The organism is Mycobacterium sp. E183 (assembly GCF_001667735.1).
GTDB lineage: Bacteria > Actinomycetota > Actinomycetes > Mycobacteriales > Mycobacteriaceae > Mycobacterium.
This window is the reverse complement of sequence record NZ_LZJN01000083.1, coordinates 1-22,557: the sequence shown is the minus strand read 5'-3', so window position 1 is coordinate 22,557 and position 22,557 is coordinate 1. Positions and strand designations below refer to the sequence as shown.

Genomic DNA, 22,557 nt, shown 5'->3' with positions numbered 1-22,557 from the left:
ACCATAGCCGATACATGCGGTGCGCGAACGCTTTTCACGCGCGCCGCGGCGGCGAGTCGTGGCGCGACACGCCGTTGGAATAGACTGACCTGCACATTGCCTCCGTAGCTCAGGTGGATAGAGCAAGGGCCTTCTAATCCCTAGGTCGCACGTTCGAGTCGTGCCGGGGGCACTCCGACCGGTATGACCTCGGCTGATGGTTGACGGCTCAGTTCCGGCCCGAGGTCAAACTTCCTAATTGGTGCCGGCCAGACGACTGGTCAGAGGCGTTTTGGTGCGGCGGCGTTGCGGGTAACCACCGAGGGTGCGCGCGGAATCCGTAATTGCCGCACCCGCGGTCGCGGTGGCGATCGCCGCATACTCGTGTCCCGTCGGTTCGGCCGACCCCGCGCCCGAGAATCCACCGTTTCCGATCGGTCAGCTCGGAGTGCCCGCGCATGCGCGGGCGGCCGACGGTGCGACCGCGGACATCACCGTCGACAGTGCGACGCGGTTACCGCCCGGGTGCGCCTCTCATTTTGCCAATCCGGCGTCTGACCCCGGTTGCACGGTAGTGGAGTTGACCGTCACCGCGACGTCCCATCAGTTCTTCCAATTCGACCGCGATCACGTCTTCGCCGGATACGGCGGCGGCGACCAGCCGATGACTCATCCCGACAATGCGCCCGAACCGGCAACGTCTGCGGTCGACTTCCAGAGGTTCGACAAGATGCCCCCGCTGCAATCGGGCGGCCTGCACGACGGGCAGAGCACTCATGGGTTCGTCGGCTTCGTTATGCCCACAGCCGGGGACCTGTACATCACGGTCAACGATCCCTCGGATCCAGCGCCCTACACCGAAGCGGGCTTAATCGTCCACACCTGACGGGCCAGCTAACCGGTGACTCCGGCCAGTTCGTTCGCCACCGCATCGAACGCGCGCAACGTGTCCAACATGTGCGGCTCGTGCGAGTGGGGCTGGGTGGACACCTTGGCGGCGACCACCTCCGCCGCCCGGTTGACGTAGACCATCTGGCCGCACATGCCCAGGCACAACACGACATTGGCACCCGGGTAGGGGAACCACATCTGGTTGCGGTACATCCCGCCGGGCAGGTCGGTGTCGTGGTCGGGGCTGGCGGCGAACGCCTCCCGCGAGTCGGGCCCACCGTCGAAGGTGTCGGCGAGCCACGCCGCCGGTACCACTTGTTGGCCGGTCAACGAAACCCCGTCACGCAGGAACAGCGAACCGAACCGGATCAGGTCGGTCAGGCAGGCGTTGACGCCGCCGTCGAAGAAACCGGTGCCGGCCGGGTCGACGGCGATGGTGGCGTCGTACTCGGCGCCGATGCGGCTCCACAGCAATTCCGACATCAGCTCCGGCATGCGTTGTCCGCCGGCGGCCTCACAGATCCAGCCGAGTACGTCCGTTTCACACGAGCGGTACTCGAACGGGCCGCCGTGCACCGACTTCTGCCGCAGCGTCAGCAGGAACTCACGCAACGTGGCGGGAGCATCCGCGTTCCGCCGCGGCGCCCACCCCATCGCCTGGTCAAGCAGGTGAATCTCGGCGGCCGGATCGTCGTAGTTTTCGGAAAACTTGATACCCGACCTCATGTCCAGCAGGTGGCGCACCGTCGCACCGGCGTAGCCACACGTCGCCAGGTCGGGAACGTACGCCGTGACCGGCGCGTCAAGCTCGATCGCGCCGGCCTCGTGCAGCGCGCCCGCGACGGCGCCCACCAGCGACTTGCTCACCGAGAACAACAGGTGCCGGGTGTTTGGCGCCATGACGTGGAGGTACTGCTCGGCCACCAGCGACCCGCGGTGGGCGACGGCCCACCCGTCGGTTGCCGTGGCGGCCATGACCGCGCCGACGGTGGTGGCCGACCCGTCGGTCCCGGCCAGGCCGATCTCGGCCACCGGAGCGCCGGCGGCGGGCAACGCGGCGACCGGCCCCGTCCCGCGCGGGATCAACGCCGTCGGCACGAAATCTTCGACATGCTGGAACGACCAATGCGAATAGGGCGCCGCCAGCCAGTTGTCCAGGGAGATACCGGCCGGGGCGCTCACGCGCGCGCGACGAGCCGAGAGACGATCGGCGCGGCCGGCGTCAGGGGCGTCGAGGTGAACTTCGCCTTCATGCCCTTGACCCAGCGCTGGCAGCGGTCGCTCAGCTGATAGTCGTCGGTCTGCAGGTGCGAGCGGGTGACGAGCACGCCGAGTTGGGCGCCCTCGGACCGTAAGTCGCCGGGCGCCGCGACCCGCATGTAGAAAGCCTCGGAGCCATCGAGCAGCGTGGCCCAGTCGTTTGCGGTGCGCGAGAAGGAAACCCGGCCTTCGTCGTCGAGGCGCCAAACCCCGGTCCGCGGCGTCGCGGTGAAGATCTCGATGTCCGGCGAGGTCTCGGTGATGATCACCTGGCCCCAGACCTCGTCCTCGCCGTAGCCCCGCTCCCAGCGCGCGTTGATCTCGTCGATGTCGAGCTCGTAGTCCACGTCCATGTACTCGAGCAGGTGGAAGAGGAACAGCGGCATGTCGGCGTAGGCCTCGGTGGTCAGGTTCGTCATCGGGCTGGCGCCACTCAGGCGTGGGTTCACCTCGCCGAGGTAGAGCTCGTCGGAGTCGAGGTCGTGCAACAGGTCCACCTCGAAGTAGCCGAGGTATCCCTCGCGGCGCATGACGTCGCCGAGCTTTGTCACCATTTCCCGCGCGGCGTGCGTCTGGGCGGGTGGCAGCACCTCGTGCCAGATGTCATTGCCGCACCAGCTGCCGCGGCTCGGCGTCAGCTCCGAATATCCGACGAGGCTCGTCATCGCGGGTCCGACCACGGTGCCGTGGCGGGTCACGGCTCCCTCGAGGCACACCTCCACGTTGCGGATCCGCTTCATTACCTTGAGGTCCTGCCCGACCAGGTCGCCGGCATGCTGGTCCCAGTCGCGCTGACCGTGCACGAAGAACGTCCCGCTGCCGGCGTTGCCGTAGGCGATCGAGATGACCAGGTCGTCTCCCAAGCCGGAGCCTTCCGCGAGCGCCAACAGTTCGTCGTAGGAGCCGGCCCGCCCGATCGTGTTGGGCACGCTGGGCACCCCCGCCTCGTCGGCCAGCCGCGTCATCACGATCTTGGAGCCCAGCCGATTGCGCAGCTCGATCGGCGGATGCATGACTTCGAGGCCGGCCGACCGGGCGAGGGCCTGGATCTCCTCGTTCATCATGACAAAGCAGCACTTGCCGCCGGGACCTTTGCCGGCGATGAACTCGAGCGTCTCGGGATCGGACAGCAGGTGGCTGCAGACGTCGTCCATGGAATCGAAATCGCGCCGGTCGCGTCGCCGGGGCACGAACACGCGCGAGTGGGTGCCCTCGAACGAGTCAAAGTAGGTCAGGTAGAAGAAGTTTCGTATCCAGCGGTCGACGCCGAGCAAGTTGAACGGCGTCGGCGAGACGAAGAACAGCGGGACCTTGTTCGTGTGGAAGAACGCGCGGATGTCCGAGAGGCCTCTCAGCGGGCCGCGCCGCTCCGGTTCGGACACCCTCACGCCACCCGCGCCGACATCGACGCCCCGGGCGAGGGCGGTGCGGTCAGCGCGTCGGCGTTGCAATCACATACCGTCATTCCCCAAGTGTGGACCCGCGCTAGGCCGCGCGAAAGTGGAACGCCGGGGGCGCCGGCACTCCCTAGCCGAGTTCCTTCATGAACTCCTTAGCCAAAGGCCCAGCGGAGGCGGGGTTCTGGCCCGTGAACAGATTGCGGTCCTTCAGCGTGTAGGGCTTCCAGCGTTCGCCACGCGAGAAGTCGACGCCCATCTTCACCAGCTCGTCCTCGGCCGTCCACCGCGCCTTTTCCAGCAGCCCGACGCCGTCCTCTTCGTCGTTGGTGAAGGCCGTGACCTTGTAGCCGGCGAACGGTGAAACCCCGTTTCGCCGGGTAGCCATCATGGCAACCGGCGCGTGGCAGACGATGGCCAGCGGCTTGCCGGAAGCGAGCGCCGCGATCAGCAGCCGGCCCGAGTCGGCGTCCTGCCACAGGTCCTCCATCGGGCCGTGCCCGCCCGGGTAGTAGACGGCGTCGTAATCGTCGACCCGGGCGCTGGCCAGCTCGATGGGGCGGCGCACCTCCTCAGCCGATCGCAGGATCTCCTCCAGCTCTAGGGCGATCTCTTCGCTGCCGGCCATCGACGGACGCAGGCTCATCACATCCACGTGTGGGACAACGCCTTTCGGTGTGGCCACCACGACCTGGTGACCGGAGCCGGTGAGCTCGCGGTACGGGGCCGCGAATTCCTCGGCCCAATAGCCCGTCGGATGCCGCGTGCCGTCCTTGAGTGTCCAGTAGCTCGCGCCGGTCACCACGAACAGAACCTTCGCCATCGCGCATCCCCTCGTCAGCGTGCACCGGACCGGCCCACCCCAGCGTCGTCCATCACACGGGCCGTGTGCAACCGCTGGCCACCGCTACGACGCCGGTGCGAGCTGCCAGACGAGGTCACGCTTACTGGCGGTCGCGCGGTCGCACGACACCATATGGCCGCTGGCGTCCTTGGAGGTCACATTCCGCATGGAACACGGGTGACCCGCCGCAGGCTTGTTCGCGGCGATGAGAGCCAGACCGAGCCCGATCAGGGCGGCGATCACGGCAGAGACAATCCCCAGGCGGATGTAACCGATTTTCTTGTCCGTGTTCTTCTCCGCCACGGTTCGCATGGGGCGCTCCTGCCGTCGATGCCTTGGATGGGTTGGGCCTTCTGTGCGGCCCGGCATCAGCATCGGCGGTAGGCCTTGGCAGATTCTCAAAAGCTCCTTGACGCCCCCACGCGCCCGGTCGCCCCGCCGGAATACACAGCGGCGTAAATGGCTCTTAACAAGTGCCGCCGCGCCGTCGTCGCCCAAAGTTTGCCAATTGGACGGCTAAGGAATAACAATTGGCGTGTCGTGCGAGCAGATGACGCCTGCAGGGGGATCATGACTTAGGGCGTCTCTATTCGAGGGGTGGTCGATGTGACGTCGGACGACTGGCAACCGGTGGTGCGAGTTGGCGAACCAAAGTTCGTAGCCGGCCTTGGCAACAGGATCAAAGTTGAGGTCAAGACGCGGGGGTGGCTGAGCCGAGACTGGCGCCGTTACTTCGGTCTGCAGGTATCACAGCAACGGCTCGATGCCAGGTACTCGTCGTACCCGTGCTGGGACGAGGTGCAGCGCATCGAGGGGACGTGTGCCGTCGACGAGGCGGAGCGTTACATCGAAATGATCGATGCCGCAATCCACTACGCGAACACCAGGCTGCGGCACGATACGCTGCCAAAGACGGTGATGCAGGGGACGCTGCGGGACCAACGTGTATGTGCGGTGCGACGTCGCCAAGCGGCGCTCGATCAGCTGGCCAAGAAGTTGGCACGGCCCGAGGCTGGGTGAGGCCGCCGGCGAGGGATCCGGCGGCGAGGCAGTTTCACCATTAAGCCACTTAATTATCGCCATGTAATCAAACACGCGGGATAGAACACCCACCGCCGAACGAAAACGCAATCGCGTCGCGCAACCATTCTTCGAAAACTCGACCGGGCCGCAATGGCACTCGCGTCCTCCCGGTTAAGCAAATCACCGGCGGGCAGACGCAATACGATTTCGTTAATTGACTTGAGCGCAGCAAAGGGGCGCACCGACGACCATGCCTGCGCAGGCGGCGCAGTACCCTTACCGTGCCCGGAGTCGCAGCATCCGTATGTCCCCGGACCCGTCAAACCCCAAGCCGCGGAGGTGCCGATGGCCCGATCCGAGCCCGTCTTGTCCACCGTCGACAATCGCGTCGCGCTGATCACCGTCAACGACCCCGACCGGCGTAACGCGGTGACCGCCGAGATGTCGGCGCGCCTCCGCGCCGCCGTCGAACAGGCCGAGGCCGATCCTGAGGTGCACGCGGTGGTGATCACCGGCGCCGGCAAGGCCTTCTGCGCGGGCGCGGACCTCAGCGCGCTCGGCGCCGCGGGCGGCGATAAAGCCGAGACCGGCCTGCAGCAGCTCTACGACGGCTTCATGGCCATCGGTGGCTGCCGGCTGCCCACCATCGCCGCCGTCAACGGCGCGGCCGTCGGCGCGGGTCTGAACCTCGCGTTGGCCGCCGATGTGCGCATCGCGGGCCCGGCGGCCCTGTTCGACGCGCGATTCCAGCAGCTGGGATTGCACCCCGGCGGCGGCGCGACCTGGATGCTGCAGCGGGCGGTGGGCCCCCAGGTCGCACGCGCGGCCTTGCTGTTCGGCATGCGTTTCGACGCCGAGTCCGCGGTGCGCCACGGCTTGGCGCTCGCCGTCGCCGACGATCCGGTTGCCGCGGCCATGGCGTTGGCCGCCGGGCCCGCGGCCGCCCCGCGCGAGGTGGTGCTGGCGACGAAGGCGACGATGCGCGCGACCATCAGCCCGGGATCGCTGGACTACGAGCAGCACGTCTTCGCCATGCGCACGGAGCTCGGCCCGCAGGCGTACTCCATCCAATCGCCGGAATTCGCTCAACGACTGGCCGCGGCGCAACGCCGGTAGCACCGTCGCAGGTTCGCAGGTTGGGATCGGTAGCGACCCGACCAAAGTGTGCTTTGCTACGAAGAGGCCGGCAGACCCGGCGCCCTAGCGAAGGACATGCAAGTGGAGATCAACCGCACCCTCACCCGAATTGCCGCCGGGGCCTTGCTGGTCAGCGGCCTCGCGTCGGCCGGATCAGCTCTGGCCGAAGGGATCGCCCAGGCGCAGCCGGCTCCCGCACCGCAGGTGTACTGGTGCCCGAACCAGCCGTGGAACCCGGCATGGGGCGAGAACAAGTACTGGAATCAATGCTGGGACACCGACAACCCGCCGCACTACCCGCCCCCGCCGCCTTCGCACGCGCCCAGCTTCAACTGCGGCCTGTTCTGGTGCCCCGTACCGCCGCACTCCTGAGCCTTCAGAGGTCGAGCAGCGCGGTCATCGGTGACTCGACCAGATCCCGCAGCTCGGTGACGAACCGGGCCGCCTGTGCGCCGTCGGCCACGCGGTGATCGAAGACGCACGTCAGTGTCATCGTCTGGCGCACCACGACCCGATCATCGACGGCGACGGGGCGCGGTTTGATCGCGCCCATCCCCAGGATCGCCGCTTCTGGGTGGTTGATCACCGGCACGCCGTCGTCGGCGCCGAGCGCCCCGAAGTTGGTGACGGTGAATGTGGAGCCGCGTAACTCCCCCGGCGTCAGCGTGCCCGCCCGCGCGCCGCCGATCAACTCGGCTGCCCGAGTTGCCAGTTCGCGGGTGGTCTTGTCGTGCGCGTCGGTGATCACCGGGACCAGCAGGCCGCGCGGGGTGGCCACTGCGAATCCCAGGTGCACCCGCCGATGGACCCGAATCTGCGGGCCGTCGGGCGAGTCGACCCATGTCGAGTTGACAATCTCGTTGTGCCGCAGCGCAATCAGCAGCAACCGCATCGTCAGGACGAACGGCGTGATCTTCTGGTCCGCCGGCGTTCGGTTCGACAGCCGCATGAGTTCGGTGCAGTCGACCGCGACGCTGACTTTGGCCGCGGGGATCTCCTTGTGCGACAACGTCATCTTCTCGGCCATTCTGGCCTGCACGCCGCGAACCGGCCGAACGTCGGCACCGTTCTGGTCGGCCGCCGCCAGCACGTCCGCCCGGGTGATGATGCTGTCGGGATCGCGCTGCAGCGAGCGCAGGTCGACCATCAGTTCCTTGGCCAGTTTGCGCGCCGGCGGGGCGGCGAGCGGGCGGCCGGTCCGTCGGCTGGCGTCGATGCCGTCGTCCGCCCCGTAACCGACGAGTGTCGGCAGCAGCGCCCCTGCCGTCAGGGGGGTGTCGTTGTTGAGCGGTGTGGTGTCGATGCGAACGAGCACCGCCCCCACGTCGAGCACATCGCCTTCGGCACCGTGCGTTTCGACGATTCGCCCGGCGTAGGGGCTGGGCAGCTCGACCTCGGCCTTGGCGGTTTCCACCGAGCACAACACCTGGTTGAGTTCGACATCGTCGCCCGCGACGACGTTCCAGCGCGTCACGGTCACTTCCTGTAATCCCTCGCCGAGGTCGGGAACCCGGAATTCCCTGATCTCGGCGCTCATGGCATTTCCAGCGCACGCTCGACGCAGTCCAGCAGCCGGTCGGGTCCGGGCAGCCACAGCCGCTCCAGTCGGGCCGGTGGGTACGGAGTGTCAAACCCGCAGGCGCGCAACACCGGCGCCTCGAGCTCGTAGAACATGTCCTCTTGAATCCTGGCGGCCAATCCGGCGCCGTACCCGAGGCTGCGCGGGCCCTCGTGCATCACCACGCAACGCCCCGTCCGGCGAATCGACGCCGCGACGGTGTCGAAGTCCAGGGGAACGAGTGACCGCAGGTCGATGACCTCCAGGCTCCAACCGCGTTGGCGCTGGGCCTCTTCCGCGGCGCCGACCGCGGTGCTGACCAAGCTGCCGTAGGTCACGACGGTGACATCGGAGCCGGGCCGGCGCACCATCGCGCGGCCGATGGCCGGTTCGGGCCGCTCGGTGTCGACCGTGCCGCGCACCTGATAGCGCCGCTTCGGCTCGAGGTACATCACCGGATCCGGGCAGGCGATCGCGTGGCGAAGCAGCCAGTAGGCGTCCGACGGGCTGGAGGGAACCACCACCTTCAGGCCGGCGGTGTGGGCCCAATACGACTCCGTGGAGTCCGAATGATGTTCGGCCGCACCGATTCCGCCGAAGGATGGGATCCGCACGGTCACCGGCATGTTGATCTCGCCGCGGGTGCGGGTGCGGTACTTCGCCAGGTGGCTGACCACCTGATCGAAGGCGGGATAGGAGAAGCCGTCGAACTGAATCTCCGGCACCGGCACGAAGCCGCGGAGCGCCAGCCCCACCGCGATCCCGATGATGGCCGATTCCGCCAGCGGCGTGTCGAAACAGCGTTTCTCGCCGAAGATTTCGGCCAGCCCTTCGGTGACGCGGAACACTCCCCCCTCGACCGAGACGTCCTCACCGAACACCAGCACCCGATCGTCGGCGGCCATCGCGTCGTGCAGCGCACGGTTGAGCGCCTGCACCATGGTCAGCGACTGCGCGACGCCGCGCGCTGGGGCGGCGAGGGTTTCGTCGGAGCTGGCCGGACGGTCCGCGAGCTGCGTCATTCGCGTCTCCCCAGTTCGGTTCGCAACTGTCGGCGTTGCGACTCCAACCCGGGCGTCATCTCGGCGTACACCGTGGTGAACACCTCGTCGATGTCGAAATCGGGTGCGCCGAAGACCGCGTCCCGCAGGTCCGCGCGCATCCGTTTCGCGCGGGCGGCGACTCGGTCTTCCAAGCGGATCGACCACAGGCCCTCGTGCTGAAGGTAGGTGCGATAACGCGGGATCGGGTCGAGTGCGGCCCACCGGTCCACCTCGTCCTGCGTCCGGTAGCGGCTGGGATCGTCGGAAGTGGTGTGCGGTCCGAGCCGGTAGGTGACCGCCTCGATCAGGGTCGGCCCACCGCCGGTCCGGGCGCGGGCGGCCGCCTCGGCCATCACCGCGTAGCAGGCCAGCACGTCGTTGCCGTCCACCCGGATTCCCGGCATGCCGTAGCCGATTGCCTTGTGCGCGATGGACGGTGCCGCGGTCTGTTTGTGGACGGGCATCGAGATCGCCCACTGGTTGTTCTGCACGAAGAACACCGACGGCGTCGCGAACACGGCGGCGAAGTTCAGCGCCTCGTGCACGTCCCCGACGCTGGTGGCGCCGTCACCGAGGAAGGCCACCGTCACCGAATCCTCGCCGAGACGCTGCGCGGCCATCGCGGCGCCGACGGCGTGCAAGGTCTGGGTGCCGATCGGGATCGACGTCGGGGCGCAGCACTTCTTGGTGAATTCCAGTCCGCCATGCCAGGTTCCGCGCCAAACCGCGCCCACGTGAGCGGGCGGGATGCCGCGCACCAGGTACGCGCCGAGCTCCCGGTATTGGGGAAACAGCCAGTCCGTCTTGCGCAGACACGCCGTCGCGCCCACCTGGGCGGCCTCCTGACCGCGGCAGGACGCGAACAGCGCCAGCTCCCCCTGGCGCTTGAGGTTGACGAATTCGGTGTCCAGCTCGCGCGTGACGACCATCATTTCGTAGAGCCAGCACAACGTCTCGGCCGGAAGGTCGCGGCCGTACCGGGGTTCTCGGGTCGGTGTGCCGTCGGCGGCGACGAGTTGCACGGGCTCGAGATCGACGGTCATCGGCAATTGGGGCACCATCGCCATACCGTCTCCCTACCTCGGTGCCGCAGGGCCACAGCAAAAGCTCAGCCGGGACCTACCGCGAGCCGAAGCCGATCGCCAGCTACCCGAAAGGCTTCGCTCGCCGCGACACTGGCGTACCCACCATTATGCGCTCGAATGAGAACAGACCGCGGTGATCGCGAACGTGTCGCGCGCCCAGCGGCAGCACGGCCAGGTGGCGGGTCAGCCGCAGGCTCCAGCCATCAGAGGACTTCCGAATATCGCCGGTGACACTGCTTTCGCGGTTTCAGCCGGCGGCGGACTGCCCCGCCCTGCGCACGAGCATTTCCGCGTGCTTGAGCACCGGCGAGTCCACCATCTGGCCCTCGAACGCGAAAACGCCGCGCTCGGTGCGCGCCGCATCCAATACTCTTCGCGCCCAGTCGAGTTTCTCCTCGCTGGGACGGTAGGCGTCGCGCACGACCGGGATCTGAGTCGGGTGGATGCAGACGGTTCCGTGGAAACCCACGGCGACGGCGTCGGCGGCTTCGGCCCGCAAGCCGTCGACGTCGTGGATGTCCAGATGCACCGCATCCAGGGCGGCCCGGCCGAAGGTGGACGCCGCCAGCAGGACCGTCGACCGGACGTGGCGGGCAAAGTCGCGGTAGGTGCCGTCGGCCAGGCGGCTGGAACTGCCACCCAGGGCCGCGACGAGGTCCTCTGCACCCCACATCATGGCGACGGTCCCCTCCGCGGCGGCGATCTCGGTGCTGAAGACCGCACCGCGGGGCGTCTCGATCAGCGCGATGACGTCGCGCGGCGAAAGCGCCGAAACCTGCGCGGCCGATTCCGTCTTGGACAGCATCACGGTCGTGTAGGGCGTCTCGGCCAGGGCGTCCAGGTCGAGGCCGTGCTCCTCGGTGCCGGCCGCGTTGATCCGCACCACGGTGCGCTCGGGATCCAGCGGGGTCTCGCGCAGCGCCTTGCGCGCGGCGGGCTTGTCCGCCTCGGCCACGCCGTCCTCCAGGTCGAGGATCACCACGTCGGCCGCGGCCGCCGCCTTGGCGAATCGCTCGGGACGGTCCGCCGGGCAGAACAGCCAGCCCGGACCGGCGGCTTGCAGGTTCATCGGGACTCCTCCCCGTCCGGCCGCTTCTGAACCAGCGTCGTCCGCATCGCCCGCGCCACGACGTCACCGTGCTGGTTGCGCCCCGTGTGCTCGAGCGTGACGATCCCTTCCCCTGGCCGGCTCTTCGACTCGCGCTTGCCGGTACATACGGTCTCGGCGTACAGCGTGTCGCCGTGGAAGACTGGTTTGGGGAATGACACCTCGGAAAAGCCCAGGTTGGCGACGATGGTGCCCAGCGTCAGCTGCGACACCGACAACCCGACCAGCGTGGACAGCGTGAACATCGAATTCACCAACCGCTCGCCCCGGAAGCCCGGCTGCTCGGCGGCCCACGCCGCGTCCAGGTGCAGCGACTGGGTGTTCATCGTCAGCGTGGTGAACAAGACGTTGTCGGCCTCGGTGATGGTGCGGCCGGGCCGGTGCAGGTACGTCGTGCCGATCTCGAATTCCTCGAACCACAGTCCGCGCTGGAGGATTGACTTGTCGCTCACGACAGCCCCAGCGATCGCGCGATGAGCATCAACTGAACCTCGGTGGTCCCCTCGCCAATCTCGAGGATCTTGCTGTCGCGGTAGTGCCGCGCCACCGGGTACTCATTCATGAAGCCGTATCCGCCGTGAATCTGGGTCGCGTCTCGGGCGTTATCCATGGCCGCTTCCGACGCGATCATCTTCGCGATGGCTGCCTCCTTCTTGAAGGGCTTGCCCGCCAACATCTTTGCCGCCGCATCGTAGTAAGCAGTGCGGGCGACATGCGCGCGCGCTTCCATCCGGGCGATCTTGAAGCTGATCGCCTGATAGGAGCCGATCGGCTGCCCGAACGATTGGCGCTCCTTGGCATACTTGACGCTCTCGTCGACGCAACCCTGGGCGGCGCCGGTTGCCAGCGCGGCGATCGCGATGCGGCCCTCGTCCAGGATGGACAGGAAGTTGGCGTAGCCGGTGCCGCGGGGACCGAGCAGGTTCTCCTCCGGGACGCGGGCATCGGCGAAGCTCAGCGGATGGGTGTCCGAGGCGTTCCAGCCAACCTTGCTGTAAACCGGTTCGACGGTGAATCCCGGTGTGCCATTGGGCACGATGATCGTCGAGATCTCTTTCTTGCCGTCACCGATCGTCCCCGTGACCGCGGTAACGGTGACCAGTTTCGTGATGTCGGTGCCGGAGTTGGTGATGAACTGCTTGGAGCCGTTGATCACCCACTCCCCGTCGTCGAGGCGCGCCGTGGTCCGGGTGGCGCCCGCATCGGAACCGGCACCCGGCTCGGTGAGCCCGAACGCGGCCAGCGCCCGGCCGGCCGTCAAGTCCGGCAGCCACTTGCTCTTCTGCTCTTCTGAGCCGAAGCGGTAGATCGGCATCGCGCCGAGGCTGACGCCGGCCTCCAAGGTGATCGCCACCGATTGGTCGAACTTGCCGAGTTCCTCGAGCGCCAGCGACAAGGCGAAGTAGTCGCCTCCCATGCCGCCGTACTCCTCGGGGAACGGCAGGCCGAACAACCCCATCTCGCCCATCTTGGCGACGACTTCGTAGGGGAAGCTGTGCTCCTCATCGTGTTTGGCCGAGACGGGCGCGACCACGGTGCGCGCGAACTCGGCCACCGTGTCGCGCAGATCCTCGTATTCCTTGGGAAGCGTTCCCGCGGCAATGGATGTCGTCATGTTTCGTCCTTACTCGAATCGGCTGCTGCTTCGGGCTCTTCGGGCACCAGCCGGGCCAGTACCTGGTCGACGGTGACTTGATCGCCGACGGACACCAGGAGCTCCACTCGTCCCGAAACCGGCGCGGAGAGCGAGTGTTCCATCTTCATCGCCTCAACGACCACCACGACGTCGCCCTCGGACACCTCGGCACCCGAGGCGGCCTGCACCGCGATCACGCTGCCCGGCATCGGGCTGAGGATCTCGGCCTGCTGCCCACCGGCCGCGCGGTGGATCTTGTGTTCCTCGGCCTCGCGCAGGTGCCACGCTCCGCGATCGTCGGCGATCCACAGGTGTCGGTCGGCCTCCGCCCAGCGATATTCACGGCGCACCCCGTCCAGCGTGACGTCCATGCGGTCCTCGTCGACTTGCGCGGTGGCGGAATGGATCTCGCCCGCACCGACCTGCACCCGGGCGTCGGTGGGTGGCCCCCAAACCGACACGGTGTCGCTGCGCAGCGGCGTCTGCATCTCGGTCCGCACGGGAGCGGGTGCACCCCCGACCCGCCATCCGGTCGGCGCGGCCCAGAGGTTGCCCGCGGCGCGACGGTCCAGCGCCCACTGGCGATAAAGCCCCCCGGCGGCGAGCACGTCGTCGGGGGCGGGCCGCGGCGCGAAGTCCGCTACCCGCTCGTCCAGCAGCGCCGTGTCGAGGTCGCCGGCGCGCACCCGCTCGTCGGCGAGCAGGAACCGAAGGAATTCGATGTTGGTCTGCACGCCCAGGATTGCGGTCTTTGCCAGCGCCGCGTCGAGTTTCGCGAGCGCCTCGTCGCGGTCCTCGCCGTAGGCGATCACCTTGCTCAGCATCGGGTCGTAATCGCTGCCGACCACCGTGCCCGCCAGCAGCGACGAGTCCACCCGCACGCCGGCGCCGGACGGTTCGGATACCTGCAGCACCTGGCCGCCGGTGGGGAGGAATCCCCGGGCGGGATCCTCGGCGTACACCCGGGCCTCGATCGCGTGGCCCCGCAGTTCGATGTCGTCCTGCGCGAACCCCAGCTTCTCGCCCGCGGCCACCCGCAGCTGCCACTCCACCAGGTCCAGGCCGGTAACCGCCTCGGTGACCGGGTGTTCCACCTGCAGGCGGGTGTTCATCTCCATGAAGAAGAACTCGTCCGGCCGGTCGGCGGAGACGATGAACTCCACCGTGCCCGCGCCGACGTAATCGACGCTGCGGGCGGTGTTGCAGGCCGCCGCCCCGATACGCGCGCGTGTCTGCGGGTCGAGCAGGGGCGACGGCGCCTCCTCGATCACCTTCTGGTGGCGCCGCTGCAGGCTGCACTCGCGCTCGCCCAGGTGCACCACGTTGCCGTGCGTGTCGGCGAGCACCTGTACTTCGATATGCCTGGGGCGCAGTACGAATCGCTCCAGAAACAGGGTGTCGTCACCGAACGACGCGGCGGCCTCCCGTCGCGCGCCCACCAGCGCGTCGCGCAGCCGGCTCGGGTCGTCCACCAGGCGCATGCCCTTGCCGCCGCCGCCCGCCGAGGGCTTGATCAAGACCGGATAGCCGACATCTTCGGCGGCCGCCACCAACTCGTCGTCGCTCAGTCCGGGCTTGGCCACGCCGGGAACGACCGGCACGTCGAAGGCGGCTACCGCGTTCTTGGCGGTGATCTTGTCGCCCATCACCTGGATGGCCCGCGCCGGCGGGCCGAGGAACACCACGCCGGCCCGCTCGCAGGCGGCGGCGAATTCGGCGTTTTCGGAGAGGAATCCGTAGCCGGGATGGATCGCCTGGGCGCCGGTGCGCGCCGCCGCGTCGAGCACCTTCCCGATGTCGAGGTAGCTCTCCCGCGCGGCGGCGGGCCCCAGACGAACGGCCGTGTCGGCCTCGAGCACATGGCGGGCGTTGGCGTCGGAGTCGCTGTACACCGCGACCGATCGGATACCCAGCCGGCGCAGGGTGCGCATGACACGGACCGCGATCTCGCCGCGGTTGGCCACCAATACGGTCTCGAACATGGTCATCACATCCGGAAGACGCCGTAGGAGACCGGATCTAGCGGGGCATGGGCGCATACCGAAAGGGCCAGCCCGACAACGGTTCTGGTGTCGGCGGGATCGATGATGCCGTCGTCCCACAGGCGGGCGGTCGAATAGTACGGGTTGCCCTGGTCCTCGTATTGCGCGCGGATGGGCGCCTTGAACGCCTCCTCCTCGTCGGGCGGCCACGGTTTACCGGCCGCGGCGAGCTGCTCGCCGCGCACCGTCGCCAGCACCGATGCCGCCTGCTCGCCACCCATGACCGAGATGCGGGCGTTGGGCCACATCCACAGGAAGCGCGGCGAGTACGCCCGACCGCACATCGAATAGTTGCCCGCGCCATAGGATCCGCCGATCACGACGGTCAGTTTGGGCACCCGGGCGCAGGCCACGGCGGTCACCATCTTGGCGCCGTGCTTGGCGATGCCGCCGGCCTCGTAGTCGCGGCCGACCATGAAACCGGCGATGTTCTGCAGGAACAACAGGGGGATCTTGCGCTTGTCGCACAGCTCGATGAAATGGGCGCCCTTCAGAGCGGATTCGCTGAACAGGACGCCGTTGTTGGCGATGATCCCGACCGGGTGTCCGTGGATGCGGGCGAACGCGGTCATCAGCGTCTTGCCGTAATTGGCCTTGAACTCACTGAATTCGCCGCCGTCGACCAGCCGAACGACCACCTCGTGCACGTCATAGGGCACCCGCGGATCGGGCGGCACCACGTCGTAGAGCTCGCTCTGCGGATGCTTGGGCTCGACCACGGGCCGGACCTCCCACTGGCCGGGTTCACGGGGGCCGAAGGTCGCGGCGATGGCCCGCACGATGCGCAGCGCGTGCTCGTCGTCGTCGGCGAGGTGGTCGGTGACACCGGAGACCCGCGAGTGCAGGTCGCCGCCGCCGAGTTCCTCGGCCGATACGACCTCGCCGGTGGCGGCCTTCACCAGGGGCGGACCGCCGAGGAAGATCGTCCCCTGCTCGCGCACGATGACGGCCTCGTCGCTCATGGCAGGCACGTAGGCGCCGCCCGCCGTGCACGATCCCAGGACCGCGGCCACTTGGGGAATCTCCTTGGCGCTCATGGTCGCTTGGTTGTAGAAGATCCGGCCGAAATGCTCGCGGTCGGGGAACACCTCGTCCTGGCGGGGCAGGAAGGCGCCCCCGGAGTCCACCAGGTAGATGCACGGCAGGCGATTCTGCAGGGCGACTTCCTGTGCGCGCAGGTGCTTTTTGACGGTCATCGGGTAGTAGGTGCCGCCCTTGACCGTGGCGTCGTTGGCGACGATCACGCACTCGCGCCCCGACACCCGGCCGATCCCGGTGATGATTCCGGCGCCGGGGGATTCGTCGTCGTACATGCCGTTGGCCGCCAGCGGGGCCAACTCCAGGAACGGGCTGCCGGGGTCGAGCAGTCGATCCACCCGTTCGCGCGGCAGTAGCTTGCCGCGGCTGACGTGACGTTCGCGGGCGCGTTCGTTGCCGCCCAGCGCGGCGGCCGCCAGCTTGGCGTTCAACTCGGCTACCAGCCGGCGATGCTCGTCGGCGAACGATGGCGCGGTCATCACTGCTGAACTCACGAATGCCTCCCGGTCCTCGCCAGCACAAGCGGCGGTTCGGTCTTGTCGAGCACCTCGTCGACCGAAACGCCGGGGGCGGTCTCGACCAGGTGCAAACCGTCATCGCATACGTCGATGACGGCCAAGTCGGTGATGATGCGGTTGACACAACCCGCACCCGTCAACGGAAGGGTGCACCGCTCAACGACTTTCGGGCTGCCGTCGCGGGCCGTGTGCTCCATCATCGCGATCACCTTCCGGGCGCCGTGGACGAGGTCCATGGCGCCACCCATGCCCTTGACCAGCTTTCCGGGAATCATCCAGTTGGCGAGGTCGCCGGTGGCCGAGACCTGCATGGCCCCCAGCACGGCGACGTCGAGGTGTCCGCCGCGGATGATGCCGAACGAGGCGGAGGAACCGAAGAACGCCGCACCCGGCATCGTGGTGATCGTCTCCTTACCCGCGTTGATCAGATCCGCGTCGACGTCCTCGGGCTCCGGATACGGGCCCACGCCCAGGATTCCGTTTTCCGAATGTACGACGACGGTGACACCGGCCGGAATGTGGTTGGGCACCAGCGTGGGCATCCCGATGCCGAGGTTGACGTATTGGCCATCCTCGAATTCGGCGGCCACCCGTGCGGCCAGGCCCTGCTTGCTCCAGCTCACGGGCGCACCGTCACCTTCTCGATCGGCTTGGCCGGGTCCGGCACATGCACCACCCGATGCACGAAGACGCCGGGCGTGTGCACCGCGGCGGGGTCGATCTCGCCCGGCTCGACCAGATGCTCGACCTCCGCGATGGTGATCCTGCCGGCCGTGGCGCAGTCGGGGTTGAAGTTCGCCGCGGCCGCCCGGTAGACGAGATTGCCGTGCCGGTCGCCCTTCCAGGCGTGCACCAGCGCGAAGTCGGTGCGGATCGCCCGCTCGAGAACGTAGGTCACGCCGTCGAACTCGCGCGTTTCCTTGGGCGGCGACATCACCGCCACCCCGCCGGAAGCGTCGTAGCGCCACGGCAGGCCGCCGTCGGCGACGGGGGTGCCGACGCCCGCGGGCGTGTAGAACGCAGGGATGCCGGCGCCACCGGCGCGCAACCGCTCCGCGAGCGTGCCCTGCGGGGTGAGCTCCACCTCCAGTTCACCGGCGAGGAACTGGCGGGCGAATTCCCTGTTGTCACCGAAATACGAGGCGACGGCCCGGCGAATTCGCTTGTGGTGCAACAGCGCTTCCAGTCCGACGCCGTAACCGCCGCAGTTGTTGGACACCGTCTCCAGGTCGCGCACGCCGGTCTCGACCAGCGCGGCGATCAACGCCTCGGGGATGCCGCAGAACCCGAAGCCCCCGACCGCCAAAGACGACCCGTCGGTTATGTCGGCAACCGCCTCGGCGGCCGTTGCCACCACCTTGTCCATCGCCGCAGCAGCCTCCTTGCCGTCGGGCGGGGTTTTTGAGTTAATCTCCATTAACTCAGGGTGAGAATACCATCGTCGATCCCCCCGGTCCAGGGACGGCAAGACCGGGCCGTCGCCGTCCATTAGGGCAGGTTAACCGGTCGAAGACTCGTGCTAAGTTAGTGACGATTAACCAACCGGACGGGGGTTCGTCATGACAACGTCCACCTCGGACGGCCAACCCAGCGCGCCGGATGTCCCAAATCGACGCAGCCAGTTGAAATCCGACCGGCGTCTCCAGCTGCTGGCGGCCGCCGAGCGCCTGTTCGCCGAGCGCGGCTTCCTCGCGGTGCGGCTGGAAGACATCGGGGCCGCTGCCGGTGTCAGCGGCCCCGCCATCTACCGGCACTTCCCCAACAAGGAGTCGCTGCTGGTGGAGCTGCTGGTGGGCATCAGCGCCCGCCTGCTCGCGGGCGCTCGCGGCGTGCGGGCTCGCAGCTCCGACGCGGCGACGGCGCTGGACGGGCTGATCGACTTCCACCTGGACTTCGCGTTCGGCGAGCCCGACCTGATCCGCATCCAGGACCGCGACCTCGCGCACCTGCCCGAAGCGGCCGAGAAACAGGTGCGCAAAGCGCAACGCCAATACGTCGAGGTGTGGGTCGGGGTGCTGCGCGAGCTGGACCCCGACCTAGCCGAGGCCGACGCCCGGCTGGCGGCCCACGCGGTCTTCGGCCTCCTCAATTCGACGCCACACAGCATGAAATCCCCCGACATGTCGCGCGGAAAGTCGGCCCGCACCGCGCGGTCGCGCGCCGTGATGCGGGCGATGACCGTCGCCGCGCTGGCCGCCGGGAACCAGTGCCCCTGAGTCACCGCTGTGAGGTGATTCGCCGTTCGTGCGCCCGGCGCAGGTACTCTGCAATCCATGAGGTGGACATGAACGATTCACGTCCCACCGACCGGTTCAGCCCCTCTCTGCCGGGGTCGGGACCGCAGGGCCCGTGGTATCCGCCCGCCGACCCCGCGTACGCCGATCAGGCGCCCTACGCGCCCACCTATGGCGGGCAGGCTCCGCCGTGGGCACCCAACATGAACGAGACCAACACCACCAGAGAGTTGCCGGCGTACTGGCAGCACGAGCTGCCTCCGTCCGGACAACACCCGGGGTCGGCTCCCCCGCCGCCGGATGGCCCGAAACCTCCGCCGCGGTGGCTGTGGATCGTCGCCGGCGCCGCCGTGCTGCTGGTGGTCGCCCTGGTCATTGCCCTGGTGCTGGTGAACGACGCGATCAAGACTCAGACCGCCGTCCCGCCGCTGCCCGCCATGCCGGAGACGACTCCGACGCTGCCGAGCCCGTCCACCCGCACGTCGACGCCGCGCATTCCGGCGCCGGTGCCGCCCACCGGCGGCTCCCCGACGCCCACCGAGTCCACCGGCCCGGCCGCGATGCAGGACATCGTCTACAGCGTGGCCGGCGAGGGCCGGGCGATCAGCATCATGTACATCGACACCGGCGACCTGATCCAAACCGAATTCAACGTCGCGCTGCCGTGGACCAAAGAGGTCAGCCTGTCCAAGGCGGCGGTGCACCCGGCCAACGTCACGGTCGTCAACATCGGCCACAACGTCACGTGCTCGGTCACCGTCGACGGTGTCCAGATGAGCAAGCGCGTCGGCGTGGGCCTGACGATCTGCGACTCGAGGAGCTAACCGCCCCCCGACGGTTCGGCCGCGAGGGCGCCGCGGGCCGGAACCCGGACCGCCAGCATGGCCAGCAGACCGGCGAGCAGTACCAGTGAGATGCCGCCCAGCCCGGCGCGCACGGCGCCGAATACGTCCACGAAGACCGAGAACAGCCACGGCGCGACGAACGCGACCGCCCGCCCGGTCATCGTGTACAGGCCGAAGGCGACGCCTTCCCTGCCGTGTTTGGCCATCTGCAGCAGCAGGGCACGCGAGGACGACTGCGACGGCCCGATGAACATGCACAGCAGGAGCCCACAGATCCAGAACGCCACCGAACCGGACAGCAGCATCAGGGTGAGCCCTAAGACGACGATCGCGGCCAGCGAAGTCACGATGACGGGTTTCGACCCGACCCGGTGATCGACGAACCCGCCCAGGACCGCCCCTACCGCCGCCACCACGCTGGCCACCACACCGAACACCAGCACGTCACCCTGCGAGATGCCGTACACGTTGACGCCGAGCACGGCGCCGAACGCGAAGATCGCCGCCAGCCCGTCTCGGAAAAGTGCGCTGGCGAATAGGAAGTAGACCAGATTGCGGTCTCGCCGCCACTCCGCGGAGACCTCGCTCCACAGCTTGCGATAACCACCGAGCATGCTCGTCGGCTCGTAGATCTCGCCCGAGTCGGGAAGCCGATGCGCGACGAACAACAACGGCAAGGCAAAGATCGCCAGCCAGGCCGCCGCGACCAACATCGCCTCGCGGACGTAAAGGCCGTCGTGAATGGGCACCCGCAAGAACCCACGCGTCGCATCCGGCCCGGAGCCCCGCCCGGAGATGAATCCGCTGTAGACCACGAGCAACAGCAGGACGCTGCCGACGTAACCCGCCGCCCAGCCCAGACCCGAAATCCGGCCGGCGGTCTGCGGCGTCGAAAGTTGGCGCAGCATGGCGTTATACGGGACGCTGGCCAGGTCGCTGCAGGCCGCCGTAGCCCCCATCAGCACCAGCCCGGCCCACAGGTAGCCGGGGCGGTCGTGGATGAAGAACATCGCGCACGTCAGCGCGACGGCCAACGCGGTCAACACGCTCAAGGCCACCCGCCGGCGATGTGGGGACTCCACCCACACGCCGACGGCCGGCGCCAGCAGCGCGACCGTCAACCCGGCGATGGCGGCGGCGCGCCCCAACCAGCTTGCCGGCGTGGTGGCGCCGGAGATGCCCACCCCCACGCTGGTGGTCAGATACACCGAGAAGACGAAGGTTGCCACGATCGCGTTCAGGCCGGTGGAGCCGCAATCCCATAGCGCCCACGCCACCACCCGGGACGGCACCGGCGTGAGTGAACGCGACGACGGCTGGCCCATGCCCGGCAGCCTATGTGTTTGGCAGCCGACCCGCCGCGCCCGGCTTCGCCGCGCTCGCGATCGCTGCAATGTGTTTGGCAGCCGACCCGCCGCGCCCGGCTTCGCCGCGCTCGCGATCGCTGCAATGTGTTCGGCAGCCGACCCGCCGCGCCCGACTGCGCCGCGCTCGCTGTCTACGATTGGCTCATGCCGATCCCCGCGCCCAGCCCAGACGCGCGTGCCGTTGTGACCGGAGCCTCGCAGAACATCGGCGAGGCGCTGGCCACCGAACTGGCCGCGCGCGGACACAGCCTGATCGTCACCGCGCGACGCGAAGACCTGCTCAACGAACTGGCCGCTCGCCTGAGCGACAAGTACCGCGTCACGGTCGACGTGCGCCCCGCCGACCTCGCCGATCCTGGCGAACGGGCGAAATTGTGCGAAGAACTGGCCGCCCGGCCCATTTCGATCCTGTGCGCCAATGCCGGCACCGCGACCTTCGGCCCGGTGGCGACGTTGAATCCCAATGGCGAGAAGGCCCAGCTGCAGCTGAATGTGCTGGGCGTGCACGACCTGACGTTGGCGGTGCTGCCCGGCATGGTCGAGCGCAGGGCCGGCGGGATCCTGATTTCCGGTTCGGCAGCGGGCAATTCGCCGATTCCCTACAACGCCACCTACGCGGCCAGCAAGGCGTTCGCGAACACCTTCAGCGAGTCGCTGCGCGGCGAACTGCGCCACTCGGGCGTGCACGTCACGCTGCTGGCTCCCGGACCCGTGCGCACCGACCTGCCCGACGACGCCGAACGGTCGCTGGTCGAGCGGCTGGTGCCGGAATTCCTGTGGATCTCCACCGAACACACCGCCCAGGTGTCGCTGGATGCCTTGGCGCGCAACAAGATGCGGGTGGTTCCGGGCCTGACGTCGAAGGCGATGTCGGTGGCCAGCGGGTACGCCCCGCGCGCTATCGTCGCGCCCATCGTCGGCAGCTTCTACAAGAAGCTGGGCGGCAGCTAGCCCCTACTTCCGGCGGCGGCCGGTGCCGAAGATGTTTTTGGTGATCTCGCGTATCGCCGTGTTGATGCCGCTTTTCACCGTCGGGTTACTCAGCACCTCCTCCCACATGGCGGGGCCTTTCGGCTCCGCCGGCTGTGGCATCGGCGGCGGCGGCTCGTTCGCCGGGACGGGCGGGTAGTCGGACTGGGCCTGCGGCGGCAGGGCCTGCGGCGGCTGGGCCTGAGTATCCGGCGCACCGGCCTGGGGCTGCGCCGGTTGCTCGATCGTCTGACCGTATTTCTGCTGCAGCGCACTGCTTTTCGCCGTGGCCGCTATCGCGTCGTTTCCAATCGACGCCATCAGCGACCGCGGCACGCGCATGCGGGCGTTCACCCCCGACGATCAACAGGCGCTGAGCAAGACCGTGCGGACGTATCCGAAAACCGATGTCTACGACCTGGAATCGGCGCTGACGTCGCTGGGTATCGGGGAGGCCGTGGTCACGGTGCTGTCCGAGAAGGGCGCGCCCACGCCCGTCGCGTGGACCCGCATGCGCGTGCCGCGGTCGCTGATGGCGTCGATTGGAAACGACGCGATAGCGGCCACGGCGAAAAGCAGTGCG

At 68.1% G+C, this 22,557-nt stretch carries 22 protein-coding genes, 1 tRNA gene and 2 pseudogenes; 9 read left to right on the top strand and 16 right to left on the bottom strand.

Annotated features, from left to right (window positions below; genetic code table 11):
- Positions 1–98: 98 nt before the first annotated feature.
- Both A5691_RS08375 and A5691_RS28300 read left to right on the top strand, forming a co-directional pair.
- Positions 99–172, top strand: a tRNA-Arg gene (locus A5691_RS08375).
- Between the two features lie 132 nt (positions 173–304).
- Positions 305–865 (top strand): hypothetical protein, encoded by a 561-nt coding sequence (locus A5691_RS28300; RefSeq protein ID WP_068015714.1) that lies wholly within the window; start codon positions 305–307, stop codon positions 863–865.
- Between the two features lie 8 nt (positions 866–873).
- On the opposite strand, the gene A5691_RS08365 is transcribed toward A5691_RS28300, so the two are convergent.
- The 4 genes from A5691_RS08365 to A5691_RS08350 all read right to left on the bottom strand — a co-directional run bounded on the left by A5691_RS08365 (position 874) and on the right by A5691_RS08350 (position 4,683).
- Complete coding sequence (locus tag A5691_RS08365; protein WP_067759589.1) at positions 874–2,052, bottom strand: serine hydrolase domain-containing protein; 1,179 nt, start codon at positions 2,050–2,052, stop codon at positions 874–876.
- Entirely contained in the window at positions 2,049–3,518 is a 1,470-nt protein-coding gene (locus A5691_RS08360; protein ID WP_067759595.1) for a biotin carboxylase, read from the bottom strand. Before A5691_RS08360 ends, A5691_RS08365 begins: the two co-directional genes overlap by 4 nt.
- A 139-nt stretch (positions 3,519–3,657) precedes the next feature.
- A complete protein-coding gene (locus A5691_RS08355; RefSeq protein WP_067759602.1) occupies positions 3,658–4,350 on the bottom strand; it encodes a type 1 glutamine amidotransferase domain-containing protein in 693 nt (230 codons plus the stop codon).
- 84 nt (positions 4,351–4,434) lie between these two features.
- Positions 4,435–4,683: a hypothetical protein gene (locus tag A5691_RS08350; protein ID WP_067759609.1), complete on the bottom strand. Its 249-nt coding sequence runs from the start codon at positions 4,681–4,683 to the stop codon at positions 4,435–4,437.
- A 294-nt stretch (positions 4,684–4,977) separates the two neighbouring features.
- On the opposite strand from A5691_RS08350, the gene A5691_RS08345 reads away from it, so the two are divergent.
- The 3 genes from A5691_RS08345 (at position 4,978) to A5691_RS08335 (ending at position 6,903) form a co-directional block, all read left to right on the top strand.
- Positions 4,978–5,391: a hypothetical protein gene (locus A5691_RS08345; protein WP_067759614.1), complete on the top strand. Its 414-nt coding sequence runs from the start codon at positions 4,978–4,980 to the stop codon at positions 5,389–5,391.
- Positions 5,392–5,739: 348 nt separating this feature from the next.
- Entirely contained in the window at positions 5,740–6,510 is a 771-nt protein-coding gene (locus A5691_RS08340; protein WP_068015716.1) for an enoyl-CoA hydratase, read from the top strand.
- Positions 6,511–6,612: 102 nt separating this feature from the next.
- The gene (locus A5691_RS08335; protein ID WP_156670261.1) at positions 6,613–6,903 is read left to right on the top strand and encodes a hypothetical protein; all 291 of its coding nucleotides are present in this window, start codon (positions 6,613–6,615) and stop codon (positions 6,901–6,903) included.
- 4 nt (positions 6,904–6,907) lie between these two features.
- Here A5691_RS08335 and A5691_RS08330 read toward each other — a convergent pair whose 3' ends face one another.
- From A5691_RS08330 to A5691_RS08285, 10 genes are all read right to left on the bottom strand, one after another.
- On the bottom strand, positions 6,908–8,068 hold the full coding sequence (locus tag A5691_RS08330) for a dihydrolipoamide acetyltransferase family protein (RefSeq protein WP_067760581.1): 1,161 nt from the start codon (positions 8,066–8,068) through the stop codon (positions 6,908–6,910).
- Positions 8,065–9,111, bottom strand: coding sequence for a 3-methyl-2-oxobutanoate dehydrogenase subunit beta (gene bkdB, locus A5691_RS08325; protein ID WP_067760579.1), 1,047 nt, complete (start codon positions 9,109–9,111; stop codon positions 8,065–8,067). Before bkdB ends, A5691_RS08330 begins: the two co-directional genes overlap by 4 nt.
- Positions 9,108–10,199, bottom strand: coding sequence for a pyruvate dehydrogenase (acetyl-transferring) E1 component subunit alpha (gene pdhA, locus A5691_RS08320; protein ID WP_067760577.1), 1,092 nt, complete (start codon positions 10,197–10,199; stop codon positions 9,108–9,110). The genes bkdB and pdhA overlap by 4 nt, the downstream gene beginning before the upstream one ends.
- Positions 10,200–10,464: 265 nt before the next feature.
- On the bottom strand, positions 10,465–11,286 hold the full coding sequence (locus A5691_RS08315) for a CoA ester lyase (RefSeq protein WP_067760575.1): 822 nt from the start codon (positions 11,284–11,286) through the stop codon (positions 10,465–10,467).
- On the bottom strand, positions 11,283–11,792 hold the full coding sequence (locus A5691_RS08310) for a MaoC family dehydratase (protein ID WP_156675552.1): 510 nt from the start codon (positions 11,790–11,792) through the stop codon (positions 11,283–11,285). Before A5691_RS08310 ends, A5691_RS08315 begins: the two co-directional genes overlap by 4 nt.
- Entirely contained in the window at positions 11,774–12,940 is a 1,167-nt protein-coding gene (locus A5691_RS08305) for an acyl-CoA dehydrogenase family protein (RefSeq protein WP_067780424.1), read from the bottom strand. Before A5691_RS08305 ends, A5691_RS08310 begins: the two co-directional genes overlap by 19 nt.
- The gene (locus A5691_RS08300; RefSeq protein ID WP_068015743.1) at positions 12,937–14,943 is read right to left on the bottom strand and encodes an acetyl/propionyl/methylcrotonyl-CoA carboxylase subunit alpha; all 2,007 of its coding nucleotides are present in this window, start codon (positions 14,941–14,943) and stop codon (positions 12,937–12,939) included. The genes A5691_RS08305 and A5691_RS08300 overlap by 4 nt, the downstream gene beginning before the upstream one ends.
- A 5-nt stretch (positions 14,944–14,948) precedes the next feature.
- Positions 14,949–16,520, bottom strand: coding sequence for a carboxyl transferase domain-containing protein (locus tag A5691_RS08295; RefSeq protein ID WP_068015723.1), 1,572 nt, complete (start codon positions 16,518–16,520; stop codon positions 14,949–14,951).
- 11 nt (positions 16,521–16,531) lie between these two features.
- Complete coding sequence (locus tag A5691_RS08290; protein ID WP_068015726.1) at positions 16,532–17,182, bottom strand: CoA transferase subunit B; 651 nt, start codon at positions 17,180–17,182, stop codon at positions 16,532–16,534.
- Entirely contained in the window at positions 17,179–17,925 is a 747-nt protein-coding gene (locus A5691_RS08285) for a CoA transferase subunit A (protein ID WP_067760614.1), read from the bottom strand. Before A5691_RS08285 ends, A5691_RS08290 begins: the two co-directional genes overlap by 4 nt.
- Before the next feature lie 193 nt (positions 17,926–18,118).
- On the opposite strand from A5691_RS08285, the gene A5691_RS08280 reads away from it, so the two are divergent.
- Positions 18,119–18,775: a TetR/AcrR family transcriptional regulator gene (locus A5691_RS08280; RefSeq protein WP_082950206.1), complete on the top strand. Its 657-nt coding sequence runs from the start codon at positions 18,119–18,121 to the stop codon at positions 18,773–18,775.
- 62 nt (positions 18,776–18,837) lie between these two features.
- A complete protein-coding gene (locus A5691_RS08275; protein ID WP_082950205.1) occupies positions 18,838–19,617 on the top strand; it encodes an MmpS family transport accessory protein in 780 nt (259 codons plus the stop codon).
- Here A5691_RS08275 and A5691_RS08270 read toward each other — a convergent pair.
- Positions 19,614–20,963, bottom strand: coding sequence for an MFS transporter (locus tag A5691_RS08270; protein ID WP_067760562.1), 1,350 nt, complete (start codon positions 20,961–20,963; stop codon positions 19,614–19,616). The genes A5691_RS08275 and A5691_RS08270 overlap by 4 nt on opposite strands.
- A 186-nt stretch (positions 20,964–21,149) precedes the next feature.
- Here A5691_RS08270 and cmrA point away from each other — a divergent pair, with 186 nt between their 5' ends.
- Positions 21,150–21,956 carry a mycolate reductase gene (gene cmrA, locus A5691_RS08265; protein ID WP_067760606.1) on the top strand — a complete coding sequence of 269 codons (807 nt, stop codon included), beginning with the start codon at positions 21,150–21,152 and terminating at the stop codon, positions 21,954–21,956.
- 3 nt (positions 21,957–21,959) lie between these two features.
- On the opposite strand, the pseudogene A5691_RS08260 reads toward cmrA, so the two are convergent.
- Positions 21,960–22,319 (bottom strand): annotated as a pseudogene (locus A5691_RS08260) (helicase HerA-like domain-containing protein); the annotation flags it as partial.
- Between A5691_RS08260 and A5691_RS08255 the strand changes: the two are divergent.
- A pseudogene (locus A5691_RS08255) lies at positions 22,315–22,557 on the top strand (helicase HerA-like domain-containing protein); the annotation flags it as partial. The pseudogenes A5691_RS08260 and A5691_RS08255 overlap by 5 nt on opposite strands.